At 50.9% G+C, this 13370-nt stretch carries 9 protein-coding genes; 2 read left to right on the plus strand and 7 right to left on the minus strand.

Going from position 1 to position 13370, the window contains the following annotated elements; genetic code table 11:
- The first annotated feature begins 33 nt into the window (after positions 1–33).
- Positions 34–531: a hypothetical protein gene (locus MKQ68_RS06245; RefSeq protein WP_264282545.1), complete on the plus strand. Its 498-nt coding sequence runs from the start codon at positions 34–36 to the stop codon at positions 529–531.
- Positions 532–658: 127 nt separating this feature from the next.
- Here MKQ68_RS06245 and MKQ68_RS06250 read toward each other — a convergent pair whose 3' ends face one another.
- The gene (locus MKQ68_RS06250; protein WP_264282546.1) at positions 659–1171 is read right to left on the minus strand and encodes a DUF192 domain-containing protein; all 513 of its coding nucleotides are present in this window, start codon (positions 1169–1171) and stop codon (positions 659–661) included.
- A 69-nt stretch (positions 1172–1240) separates the two neighbouring features.
- Between MKQ68_RS06250 and MKQ68_RS06255 the strand changes: the two genes are divergently transcribed.
- A complete protein-coding gene (locus tag MKQ68_RS06255) occupies positions 1241–2524 on the plus strand; it encodes a Gfo/Idh/MocA family protein (protein WP_244840067.1) in 1284 nt (427 codons plus the stop codon).
- 321 nt (positions 2525–2845) lie between these two features.
- Here the strand turns inward: MKQ68_RS06255 and mqnE are convergent, their stop codons facing one another.
- The 6 genes from mqnE to MKQ68_RS06285 form a co-directional block, all read right to left on the minus strand.
- Complete coding sequence (mqnE, locus tag MKQ68_RS06260) at positions 2846–4030, minus strand: aminofutalosine synthase MqnE (protein WP_264282547.1); 1185 nt, start codon at positions 4028–4030, stop codon at positions 2846–2848.
- Complete coding sequence (locus MKQ68_RS06265; protein WP_264282548.1) at positions 4027–6156, minus strand: M43 family zinc metalloprotease; 2130 nt, start codon at positions 6154–6156, stop codon at positions 4027–4029. The genes mqnE and MKQ68_RS06265 overlap by 4 nt, the downstream gene beginning before the upstream one ends.
- Before the next feature lie 66 nt (positions 6157–6222).
- A complete protein-coding gene (locus MKQ68_RS06270) occupies positions 6223–7857 on the minus strand; it encodes a NupC/NupG family nucleoside CNT transporter (protein WP_264282549.1) in 1635 nt (544 codons plus the stop codon).
- Between the two features lie 175 nt (positions 7858–8032).
- On the minus strand, positions 8033–8350 hold the full coding sequence (trxA, locus tag MKQ68_RS06275) for a thioredoxin (RefSeq protein ID WP_244840078.1): 318 nt from the start codon (positions 8348–8350) through the stop codon (positions 8033–8035).
- 119 nt (positions 8351–8469) lie between these two features.
- Entirely contained in the window at positions 8470–12105 is a 3636-nt protein-coding gene (gene dnaE, locus MKQ68_RS06280) for a DNA polymerase III subunit alpha (RefSeq protein ID WP_264282550.1), read from the minus strand.
- A 700-nt stretch (positions 12106–12805) separates the two neighbouring features.
- The gene (locus MKQ68_RS06285; RefSeq protein ID WP_264282551.1) at positions 12806–13360 is read right to left on the minus strand and encodes a type 1 glutamine amidotransferase domain-containing protein; all 555 of its coding nucleotides are present in this window, start codon (positions 13358–13360) and stop codon (positions 12806–12808) included.
- Between the last annotated feature and the right edge of the window lie 10 nt (positions 13361–13370).

The following is a 13370-nucleotide window of genomic DNA, read 5'->3' on the forward strand; positions in this document are numbered from 1 at the left end:
AGGCAGTGCATCTTCCTGCAAAATTCCTTCGATATGAAAAAGCTCATGTTATCGTGTGCTGCTATTGCCCTGGTGCTCTCATCTGTGGCGCAGCAACCTCAAACGAAGAAAGAAGTACCTCCTCCTCCGCCACCACAGGAACCTAAATTGATTATCAGGGAAGGTGAAAAACCTCCGCCACCACCGCCGGCCGAACCGGTAAAGAAGGCAAAGCCTGCCCACCAGCCGGGTGTTGTATTCACGCCGCCGAAGTTTAAGGACGAACCGTCTGTGAAGAAGTCCGCGCACAAGCCGGCAGTGGTGTTTACACCGGCAAAGGCGAAGGATAAACCGTCTGCGAAGAAAGCCTCTAAATCAGGTGTTAAGTTTCCGCCACCGGTGATTAAGGAGGATGCTAAAACACCACTTCCACCACCGCGTCTGATGGAGCGGGACCGTAAGAATCCACCACCTCCGCCTCCGGCAAATGGGCCGAAGCGCAATCCTAAAACGCCGCTACCGCCACCTCCTCCGCCGGTAGAGATGGAATAGGATACAACGCTCAACTGAGTCACCTTTAGATTTTTGCCGATGAGGCGAATCCGCTTCGCCGAATGGGGTAACTACCGTCCAAGTGAGTGACACAACGGCGGCTGAAGTGGGCGCTGATGTTGGCTTCCTATCTTGTTTTAGTAAAAACAATTTTATCCCCGTAAGCGATCTTGTGCCGGTCGATGTAGCCGCCGTTTACTTCCACCACGTACATGGCATCTTTATAACTCGGCAGGCTTTCTTCCGACAAAGGCGTAGCGTATTTCGTGACAGACACGATTTCCTGCTGCGCATTGACATAAGCGATATCGAGCGGGATATAGGTGTTTTTCATATAGAACGCCTGCGGGCCTTCCGCTTCGAAAAGGAACAGCATGCCCTGGGACTCGTCCATTGCTTTGCGGTGCATGAGTCCCGTGGCGCGTTCTTCGTCGGTGATGGCCAGTTCTATATCGATGCGGCTGATCGTATCGCCGGTGGTTTTACTGATGAAATAGAGCTCACCTTCTTTGGTGAATGCAGGTCCCTTATCGGTGGATACTGCAACGGGATTATCCGCAGCAGTAGCAGGTTTCGGTTGGTTGCCGCAGCTATGCAGGGCAAACACTAATCCCAGCGCCCAGTATTGTAAAGTTCCCATAGTATCCGTTTTTGTGCTACGGAAAGATAAGAAAGATCACTATATTGATCTTACTAAAATTCCGCGTACATGCATCGTAGAGATTTCCTGTTCACCTCCGCAAAGGCCGGCGTGGCCTGGTCTGCACTGCCTTTACTGTCTTCTTTTAAACGCACCGAAAGTTATAAACTGGCACTTATCGGCTCCGGCTGGTGGGGCATGAACATCCTGCGCTGCGCATTGAAGCACGGCGGCTGTAAGCTGGTGGCTATTTCGGACGTAGATACCCGGCAGTCGGATAAGGCAATGCAGGAAATCAATAAACTTACTTCGGACAGGCCGCGGGTCTACAAAGACTACCGCGAATTATTACATAAAGAGAAGCCCGAAATCGTAATCGTCGCTACGCCCGATCACTGGCACCCGCTCATCACGATCGCTGCGATCGAACAGGGGGCGCATGTATACGTAGAAAAGCCCATCAGTCACACGATACTGGAGGGACAAGCCATGGTGAACGCCGCCCGTAAGCACGGCAAAATCGTACAGGTAGGTATGCACCGCCGTGTATCCCCGCATAACATGTCGGGCATGGATTTTCTTAAATCAGGAAAAGCAGGTAAGATCGGTATGGTGCGCGCGTTCGTGCATTACCCCGGCGGCGCAGGTAAACCCGTTCCCAACGAGGAAGCGCCGAAAGAACTGGATTGGAACATGTGGTGCGGACCGGCACCTTTGAACCCTTATAATCCTGCCATCCACCCAAAGGGTTTCCGCAACTTCCTCGATTATGCGAATGGTACGTTGGGCGACTGGGGCATTCATTGGATGGACCAGATACTCTGGTGGACGGAAGAAAAGCATCCGCGTAAAATATATTCTTCCGCCGCCCGGCACATCAAAAAAGATAACACCGACGCGCCCGATACGCAGAACGTCATTTTCGAATTTGAATCCTTCACGGCTACCTGGGAACACCGCACGTACGCTGGCAACGAAGCAGAGAAAACAAACATCGGCTGCTACTATTACGGCACCGAAGGCACCTTTCATATGGGCTGGCTCGACGGCTGGACGTTTTATCCATCCGATAAAAACAAGCAGCCCATCCACCAGGCCCCTCAGCTCGACCTGCCCGACCAGCAGAACATTGCCGGCCTATGGGCCAACTTCATGACCTGCATCGAAAAGCGCCAGACGCCGGTCTGCGACATAGAGATCGGGCAACGCTCGACGAATATGAGTTTGCTGGGCATGCTGTCGCACAAAGTAGGGCGCAGTATTGTCTGGGATGGAAAGCAGGTAGTGCAGGACGACGAGGCGAACAAGTTGTTGAAGCGGGCATATAGGGGAGAGTGGAAGTACCCGGTGTAAGCAAAAAATCGGCATGCTGGCAAACGCGGAGATCAAAGCGGGTGCTTCCCTGCGTTGTCATGACGGCGGGGAGAGGCTTCTTTCGAGCGTCATCGCGAATGAAATGAAGCGACCCTCGTGTGCAGTCTCCGCGCTAGTAATCCGCGGAGACTGGTGCGGAAGGTTGCTTCCTTCGTCGCAATGACGATTTTTTTATGCTTTACCATCGTTCAAGCAAACATATGAGGACGAATCTTTCATACCTCGTCATTGTTTGCAAGCATACGATGACGGGGACAAAATCACACGTAGCGCAATGAAGTGAGAGACAAGCCGGTAAGACTAAGCCTTCGCCAAAATCTCACTATCACTAAACTCCACATCCGTATAATCCTTGATCTCATTGTACACCGTATCTCTCTCCACCGGCCTTCTTCCTGCCTGGCGGATGAGCAGCGCGAGCTGTGCGGTGTTCATAGAAGGTGTTTGCTCTTCGGAGCCGGCCATTGAGTAGATCTTCGTGGTGTCGTCGATCGTGCCGTCCAGGTCGTTTACGCCGAAGGCGAGGGTGAGTTGTGCGGTGCTTCTGCCCAACATCGGCCAGTAGGCTTTCAGGTGGGGGATATTATCCATATAGAGGCGGGCAATGGCGTACATGCGCAGATCTTCGATAATCGAAGATTCCGGGATGTGGGCCATGTCGTTATCTTTATTACGGAACTTCAGCGGGATGAAGGTGTTGAATCCATGCGTATCGTCCTGCAGGGAACGCAGGCGGTCCATATGGTCTACGCGGTGCCAGAACTTTTCGACGTGGCCGTACAGCATCGTACAGTTGCTGTGCATGCCCAGTTCGTGCGCGGCACGGTGAATATGTAACCAGCCTTCTGCATCCACTTTATCATGGCAGATTTGCGAACGAACGTCAGGGTGGAAGATCTCTGCACCACCGCCGGGCATAGATTGCAGGCCGGCATCGAACAGCTTTTTCATGCCTTCTTCTACCGTCAGTTTTGCTTTGCGGAACATGTAATCCAGCTCCACCGGTGTAAAGGCCTTAATGTGAAGGTCCGGGCGATGGGCACGGATGCGTTGCAGCAGTTCGCAGAAGAAGTTGAGGTCCATTTTAGGATGTACGCCACCTACGATGTGTACTTCCGTAACGGGCTGATTATCGTACTTCTGCACGATGTGTAACATCTGGTCAACACTCAGTTCCCAGCCGTCTTCGCGGTTCTTGTATAATCTGGAATAGGAGCAGAACTTGCAGGTAAATACGCAAACGTTCGTGGGCTCTATATGAAAGTTCCTGTTAAAATAAGTCTTGTCTCCATGCATCCGCTCTCTCACATGATTGGCCAATGCCCCCACAAATCCCAGGTCTCCCTTCTCAAACAGCATGATGCCATCTTCCTGGCTAAGCCTTTCCTGTGCTAATACTTTGTCTGCAATCTTCTTTAAACCTTGATCTAGCGATGCTTCCTGGAGAATAGTTGGCAGGGCAGGATACGTTTCTTTCGTCATCATTGTGCTTTCACTATTTTAAAAGTCCTTACCTTGTTCTTATAGAATAACTTTACAAAGTAAATACCATTTGGCTCATTTACCAAATCAAAAGTGAAGCGGTTGTTGATCAGCCCCGACAGTGGCAAACGCCGCACCAGCCTGCCTGAAACGTTATATATCCCAATGTGTTCCAGCTCCGTCGGGTACTCGTAGAAGTCTACATAAACCGTTGAACTGAAAGGGTTTGGACGAATAAGGACGCCTTTGTCGCGCAGGTTCGGGTTTACGCCCCTGGCAATTACGCTGATATTATCGAGATAGATGTTGTTTTCATAGTTCGTAGTGTTCCGGAACACCACGCGGAACTTGCTGTTACGTGCGTATTTAGTAAGATCCACACTGTCGCGGCGCCATTCCGAAGCGGTAGGTACAAACTCGGCAGAAGTTGGGGTGGTGCGGGTGATCAGCGTCTTGCCCCATTTCTTGTAACCCACGTCCGTAAACGTTTTGCCGCAATCAGTGGTTACGAGCACCTGTAAGGTATCCCAAACGTTACCGGGATCGTTGGTGTTGGTCTGCGTTGCAGCCGCTATGTCGAAGAACAGGAACACAGAGTCGTTATTGCCGCCATCGAATACAGGCGATAACAGGTCGTCGATCGGGCCGTTGGACGCATAGCCCAGGTTTCGCATCACTATGGAGTAGCCGCCGGATTTTGCCGCTGCTTCCGTTACCTCCCAGGTAAAACTGTTATCGGCGTTGTTCACGGTCCATCCGTAGGGTGTAGTACCCCCTTCAAAGCCTTCGTTGTAGGGGATGATGCCTTCATTATCGTACCGGAAAGTCACCCGGCTCGAATCGTTCGCCACGTCTTCATCATTGCCGCCGTTAGGCGCCGTGGTATAAGCCACAAAGTTGTGCGTACCCTCGGTGGTATTGAACGCTGGCAGCTGCACGGTGGCCGATTGCAGGCTCGACAGGCTGCCTGTCCAGTTATAACTCACTTCCGCACCGTTGTCGACCCTATAGCGGATGATGGCGCTGGTCAATACGTTTGTGCCTTTATTCTTCAGCACTACCATGGGCGTTTGCCCGGTCACACATACTTTGCCCAGCGGATTGCTTACCGTTTCCACGCCAATGTCCAGCGCCTTCTGATTCACAGGCTGTCCGCCGTTCGAACTGGTCAGTCCGGCGCGGGAGGGGGTAGCCAGCGCATTTTGCATGCGCGTTACCTGGCCTGATGTAAACATGTACATACAGGCGTCGTTGGTATAGTCCATGTAGTTCATGAACATGATGCCCGGCGCCGTCGGGCTGCAGGCGTCTGTTACGGGAAAGGTGGGGCAGTTATAGGTATTGTTGCCCTGGTTGGGGGTGTCGCCTACATTGTCGGTGCCGGTACAGGCGCCGTCATCGTCACCCCAGATGTGGATCAAACCCAGGAAGTGGCCGATCTCGTGGGTGGCCGTGCGACCCAGGTTGTAGTTGCCGGAGGCGGTACCCGTGGTGCCAAACGCAGTGTAAGTAATCACTACGCCTTCTTCAGAGGTAGGGTACACATTACCGGGAGGGGTGGCCACGCCCAGGTAATTGTTGGCCAGCACGCATACCCAGATGTTCAGGTAGCGGGTATAGTCCCAGGCGTCGCTGCCGCCTGTATTACTATGTTTCACCGCCATCGCGGCGCTTTGATTTACGTTGAAGTTGTCGCGTGTAGTTACTTTGCGCACGATGCCATTGGTAGGATCGCCGTTCGGCGTGCGTTGCGCCAGGGTAAATTCGATCTGCGCATCGCCAACCAGGGATTGCCATACGGTCGGCACTTTGCTGCGGTCGGCATTGGCGGCGCGGTAATCGGCATTCAGGGTTTGTATCTGCGAAAGTACTTGCGCGTCGGTCACCAGGCTGGGATCTTTCATCACGATATGTACCACCACCGGGATGTTCACCAGCGCAGCCGTTTTACCGAGGTGGGAGGGACGTGCCCTTTGCAGTTCTCCCTCTGTTTGCCGGTAACGAAGTAAGGTTTTGGAATCGGACTGGAGCTGTTGTTGTAAAGCTTCCGCCGTACCGCATTTTCTTTGTGCAGTTGCAGGTAGCCAAATAAGGTTGCTCAACAGGAGCAATAAGGTCGCGGTACGCAAGGGAATCGTTTTTATCAATCTATGGTTTATCCGTAGGGGCAGCGCTTTGCAGGCACTGCCGTTTTTCTAGCTTAACGCACCTGCAATACATCCACACATCAAACACGCGATGGTACCACCGACCAGCGCTCTCACACCCAGTTCTGTCAGGTTCTTACGCTGGTTCGGCGCCAGCTGACTAATACCGCCAATCTGTATACCGATAGACGCAAAGTTGGCAAAACCACACAAAGCGTAGGTGGCGATCAGGATTGATTTAGGGTCCTGTATAACACCCGCCATCTTCATTTTGCCGAGGTGGTCGTAAGCAACAAACTCATTCAGGATGGTCTTTTCTCCCAATAACTGCCCTACGGAAAGCAGGTCGTTACTGCCTACGCCGATCAGCCAGGCCACCGGAGCAAAAATATATCCCAGTATCAGTTCTAAAGATAACTCTTTATAACGGCCCGCAGTCGCTGCCGCTATACCCGGATTAATATTCGTGATATCACCTACCCAGCCCAGCAGGGCGTTGGCGGTATACATCAAAGCGGTAAATACGATCAGCATCGCACCCACGTTCACTGCGAGCTTCAAACCGTCGGTGGTACCGATCGATAAAGCATCGAGGAAGTTGTCGCCAAGCTTCTCCCGCGGTACTTTCAGGTCTTTGGCCAGCTCCATTTCGGGCGGCTGCGGGAAGAGGAGTTTGGAACATACGATGGCCGCCGGTGCGCTCATGATGCTCTGGCTCAGCATGTGTAATGCGAACATCTGTTTCTGCGAAGGATCTGCTCCACCCAACATGTTCACGTAAGCGGCCATCACGCTGCCCGCCGTATTGGCCATGCCGCCGATCATCACACACAATATTTCAGAACGGTTCATCTTCTCCAGGTACGGACGAATCATCAGCGGCGCTTCTGTTTGTCCCAGGAAGATGTTGGCTGCAGTAGATACGCTTTCCGCACCTGAAATACGCAGTTTATTCAATAGATAAGCGAATACGAAAACAATCTTCTGAAGGATGCCTAAATAATATAAAACAGAGGAAAGTGCTGCAAAGAAGATAATATTTGGTAACACCTGTATCGCAAAGATGTACGCCCAGGAGCCACGATCGTCGGCCAGGCTGCCGAACATAAACTCGGTGCCTTTATGACTCAAGTTGATCAGGTTTACAAAAGCATTGGATACGGAACCTAATACATTGCGGAACACATCCGGCGCACACCATTTCATGTATACGCTCACGGTTAATATCGCCAGCGCACCCAGTATCGACCACTTCAACGTTTCAGTACTACGCTTCCGCAGTTGGTTGATCAATACTCCGATCACGACTACGCTCACCGAAATGGCCTGCGAAGGATAGACAAATGCACTGCTGCGAATCATGCCGAAGAAGAAAACGGCCAGCCAGGCGACGGCCAGCACGATGCTCAGCAGATCGGGCGACCCACTTAATTCCTGCTTCTTTTTGATGGCGCGGTTAATGATCACGTACACCAGAATCACCCCAAATGCTAACCAGAAGGCCGGCTGACCGCCCACCGTTGTGTTAAGCACCCCAAGTGCGAACATCACCTGGGCAAAAATGCCCATCCCAATCAGTTTCCAGTTAATAGCCCTGCGGTTGTTGCTCATTAAATAGCAGATACCGACGAGGAACAACATTCCAATTCCACCACGTAACAGGTTATCCCAGTGAAACGTCATTCAGCAGATGATTTAGATTTTAACAAATAAAACGGAAAATAAGCTTTTCAGCAGTAAATATCGATCAACGGCCCATATTTCAAGGTAAAATATTATCATCTATAGATGTAGCCGGGGCCGGTACATAAAAAAAGCGCCCCGTTACCCGGAGCGCTTCGTATAACCAGTAATTGGATTAGAGGTTGGCCTGGATCTTCTTGTCCAGTACAGATTTAGGCACGGCGCCTACTTGTTTGTCTACCACCTGGCCACCTTTAATGAAAAGGATAGCAGGAATGCTGGTGATACCGTAGTTGAAGGAGATCTGTGGGTTTTGGTCCACGTTCACTTTACCTACGTTTACTTTGCCTTCGTAATCTTTAGACAGCTCTTCGATAACCGGACCAATCGCACGACAAGGACCACACCATTCAGCCCAAAAGTCTACAACTGTGAGTTTCTCCGAGTCAAGCACGGTTGTCTTAAAGTTCGCGTCTGTGAATTCTAAAGCCATTTTGCTTATGTATTTAAAAGTTTATAATTATTGATTGTCAGCGCAATCCACATTTTCGGTCATGTATCTCTAACGCTGCAAATATTAAACCGGTGTAAAAGTAATGTTTTTTTGACAGCTTATTTATTGATAGTATCTATATACACATCAATATCCGGCTGTTTCTGCAGGTAGTGCGCCAAATCGTCATTCATTTCGATGTGTTTGTTTACCGTATGCATGCGAATACTCATGTTATCGTCCCTGTCGATCAGCTGCACATACAACTCGGCCTTACCGGGGTTTTCCGCTGCATTCTTCGTCAGGAACTGTACCATTTCCGGCGTCAGGAACTTAGGCATGGTCACCAGGGCCACCTGCCGGGTGTGTGTCTTTTTCACTTCCTGCAACAGCTGAATGCTCTGTACTTTAAACTCGTACTCGTTCTCGTTAAAGCGGCGCGGTTTAAAAGCGGCGTTTACGAACAAACAGATGCCTGCCTTCATGTAGTTGATAAATCGTAAGTAGTCCTCACTCCACAACGCAAACTCAAATTTGCCGGTATAATCTTCCATGGCCATGATACCGAACTGCTTATTGTTCCGGGAGATGCGCTCCTGCGCCATGGTCACGTAGATTGCCAGGCGGAACGAGCGTTCCTTACCTTTCTTGTCTTCACCCGGCGCCTGCAGGAATTGCTGGTAATCCAACACTTCCTGTATCGTGTTCATGTTGTAATATTTCAGCTCGAACTTATAGTCGTCCAGCGGGTGGCCGGATATGTATATACCGGTAATATCTCTTTCATTATTCAGTTTGATGGTCAGCGGCCAGTGATCGCAGGGCGGCATCTTTGGCGGCACCACGTCCGGCATGTCCATCTCACCAAAAAGACTGCCCATGCCGCTGCTGCCCGCAGAAGCCTGCTGCCCGAACTTCACGATCTTCTCTAATCCTGTGCTGTTATCGCCTTCCGGCTTATGGAAGTACTGCGCACGATGCAATTCCGGGAAACAGTCGAATGCGCCCGCCATCGCCATGGCCTCCAGCGATTTCCTGTTTACCGCACGCTGGTTCACGCGTTTGATCATGTCCCATATGGAGGTGTAAGCCCCGTTCTTCGTACGTTCTTCCAGCAGGTTTTCTACCGCACCTTCGCCCACACCTTTCAGACCGGCCAGACCGAAACGGATCTGTCCCGCACTGTTCACCGCAAAACCTTTGAACGACTCGTTTACGTCGGGCGGCAATACGTCAATGCCCATACGTTTACACTCCTCCATAAAGAAGGTGATCTTCTCCAGGTTGTTGGCGTTATTCAGTACGGATGCCATGTACTCGGCAGGGTAGTGGGCCTTCAGGTACGCCGTCTGGTAGGCCACGAAAGCGTAGCAGGTGGAGTGCGATTTGTTGAACGCGTAGGATGCAAACGCCTCCCAGTCTGTCCAGATCTTATCGCATATCTTCAAATCATGGCCGTTGGTTTTACAACCGTCCATGAACTGTTTCTTCATTTTGTCCAGTACAGCCTTCTGCTTTTTACCCATTGCCTTACGCAGTACGTCCGCATCCCCCTTGGAGAAGTTGGCCAGCTTCTGGCTCAAAAGCATTACCTGTTCCTGGTATACCGAAATGCCGTAGGTGTCACGCATGTACTCCTCCATCTCCGGCAGGTCGTACACCGTTTCCTCCAACCCGTGTTTACGGCGGATAAACAACGGAATGTACTCCAACGGACCCGGACGGTACAAGGCGTTCATCGCAATCAGGTCATCGAACCTGTCCGGACGCAGCTCACGCAAATACTTCTGCATGCCCGGGCTCTCAAACTGGAACGTACCGTTGGTTTCGCCCTTCTGGTACAATTCGTAGGTCTTATCGTCATCTAGCGGTATATCATCAATACTGATAGTGATGCCGTGGTTTTGTTTGATCAGGTCCAGCGCGCCCTTGATAATGGTGAGGGTCTTCAGACCCAAAAAGTCCATCTTGATTACGCCGGCCGATTCAATTATACTACCCTCAAACTGCGTTACCAGCAGGTCCGAGTCTTTAGCGGTAGATACAGGAATCAGGTCTGATAAGTCCTGCGGCGCAATGATGATACCCGCCGCGTGAATGCCCGTGTTACGCACCGATCCTTCCAGTACACAAGCCTCACGCAACACTTCACCCTGCAGATCTTCTCCTTTGATCAGTTCCCGCAGTTTCTTCACATTCTCTATGTCTTCGCCCATCAGGCCTTCTTTATCCTGCAGGCTCTTATCACCTTCCAGCGGCGCGTTAAAGATCCTGTCGAGCTGTATACCTGGTTTATCGGGCACCAGTTTCGCCAGGGCGTTGGAGTCCTGCAAAGGCAGGTCCAGCACACGCGCCACGTCCTTAATACTCATTTTGGCAGCCATCGTACCGTAGGTAATGATCTGCGCTACCTGGTTCTTGCCATATTTATCAACTACATAATCAATTACCTTCTGACGGCCTTCATCATCGAAGTCCGTATCAATATCGGGCATAGACTTACGTTCCGGGTTCAGGAACCTTTCGAAAAGCAAGTTGTATTTGATCGGGTCGATGTTCGTGATGCCTATACAGTAAGCCACCGCCGAACCCGCTGCCGATCCACGTCCCGGGCCAATAAACACGCCCAGGTCGCGCCCCGCTTTGATGAAGTCAGACACGATCAGGAAGTAACCCGCAAATCCCATGTTCTCGATCACATTCAGCTCGAAGTTGAGGCGCTCCTCGATCTCGGCCGTCATTTCCGTATAACGCTGGTGCGCGCCTTCCATCGTGAGGTGACGCAGGTATTGGTCCTGCGTAAAGAATTGCGGAGGTATCGGGAAGTTCGGCAGCAAAATGTCCCTTTTCAGGTCCAGCAGCTCCACCTTATCCACGATCTCGTTGGTATTGTCGATCGCGGCCGGGATGTCTGCGAACAGTTTGGTCATCTCGGCTGTGTTCTTAAAGTAAAATTCGTCGTTGTAGAAAGCGAAGCGCCTGTTCTTCATCACCACATCGTCGTCGAAATCCTTCATCGTAGGCGTGGCCTTCTTTTCGCCGGTGTTAATACACAGCAGGATGTCATGCGCATTCGCATCTTCCTTATCTACATAATGCGAGTCGTTGGAGGCAATGATCTTCACATTGTACTTATGCGCCCATTTCTCCAGCAGCACATTCACCTTATCCTGCTCCGGAATACCGTGGCGCTGCATCTCTACGTAAAAGTCCTCGCCGAAAATATCCAGCCACCATTTAAATTCCTTTTCCCCTTCATCTTCCCCTTTTTTGAGGATCGTTTTAGGTACAGAGGCGCCCAGGCAGCACGTCGTAGCGATCAGGCCTTTATGATATTGGAGAATGAGTTCTTTATCGATACGCGGGTATTTACCGTACAGGCCTTCCATGTACCCGAGGGAGCATAGTTTGATGAGGTTACGGTATCCTTCATCGTTTTTAGCGAGTAATACCTGGTGGTAGCGAATGTCCTTCTCTTCTCGGGTAAAAGCGCGCTTGTGGCGGTTCTCCACGAGATAGAACTCACATCCCACGATCGGTTTAACCTTCAGGCGTTTATCTTTCGGATCTTCCGGGTTCAGCTTGTGATTATAGGCCTCTGCAACGAACGAGAACGCGCCAAACATGTTACCATGGTCGGTAATGGCCAATGCGGGCATGCCGTCGGCAATCGACTTCTTGTAAAGCGATTTAATGTCCGCGGCGCCGTCCAGCAGGGAGTATTGCGTATGAACGTGCAGGTGAGAAAACTTCATATAACGGTCTAATTAGGTTTAACGGCACGGGTACCGTTTTCTTTTACATCCAACCAGCAAAAGAACAACAGTTAGCGCAGACTTCAAAATCACCTTATCCACACGTTTTGCCAGGTTATTTCTTTAGCTATCAATCAGTTAGTTAGAGATAGGGATTGCTGAAATGTGAGTATTTCTCCTGTGGTAGTCAGCTTAGGGATGGCTATTGAGCCGCCGTTGCGTCGCACACTTGGGCGACTGTTTTCGCCTCAAGAAAAGTTAAAATACTATCACCTCTTTAGTAGTTGTTCTACTTTTTCCCTGGCCCGAACGGTTAACTTTTCCTCGGGTCAGGCTGCATCGTCCTTCAGTCCTTTAGGCATCCTTTAATGATCCTTGCTTGAACCTAGGTTCATCCTAGGTTAAACTTAGGTTTAAATTAGGTTCAGGTTAGGCTAGCGAACGAAGGTTGAACGAAGGTTCAACCTAGGATGAGCCTACGATGGAGCAAGGATGGTCGGAGGATGATGATACGATATTACCGGTTTAAGAGTTGGGTGTCACGTCCTAAATTTGGTTTACACCCTCGTGAGATAATCCGAATTAAGGTTTACACCTATATGTGTTAATCCGGGCGTATCGGTTGGGAGTGAGGCTGCCGGCACCGGGATTGCGGATCACCATCAAAAAAAGAAGGCGGTCCGTGCGGACCGCCTTCGAATTAGTTCCTGTTATGGATGCCTTCGCCGAGTTCTTCGAGCAGTTTTCGGTTAAACGCTTCCAGGTCTTCCGGGGAACGGCTGGTTACCAGTCCCTGGTCTACGATGACCTCCTTGTCTTCCCAGTCTGCGCCGGCATTGGTCAGGTCAGTTTTGAGGGAAGGGTAGGAGGTCATTTTCCGCCCCTTCAGTTTACCCGTTTCGATCAGTAGCTGCGGACCGTGGCAGATCGCTGCAATCGGTTTGCCGCTATCGAAGAACTGGTTGGCCAGTTCGATCGCTTTGGGTACCGCGCGCAGTTTATCCGGGTTCATAACACCGCCTGGCAGCAGGAGGGCGTCGTAATCGCTTTCACTCACTTCGTCAAAAGTCTTATCAACCTCCAGTTCGATGGACCAATGGTCATGATCCCATGCTTTGACCTTTCCTTTTTGCGAAGAAATAATGTCTACCTGCACGCCAGCGGCCTCGAGCGCTTGTTTGGGGCTGGTGAGTTCCACTTCCTCAAAACCATTTTCTGTGAGGATCGCCACTTTTTTACCAGTAAGATTTGCCATAGAATAGTAT

This window comes from Chitinophaga horti, from assembly GCF_022867795.2.
Classification (GTDB): Bacteria; Bacteroidota; Bacteroidia; order Chitinophagales; family Chitinophagaceae; genus Chitinophaga; species Chitinophaga horti.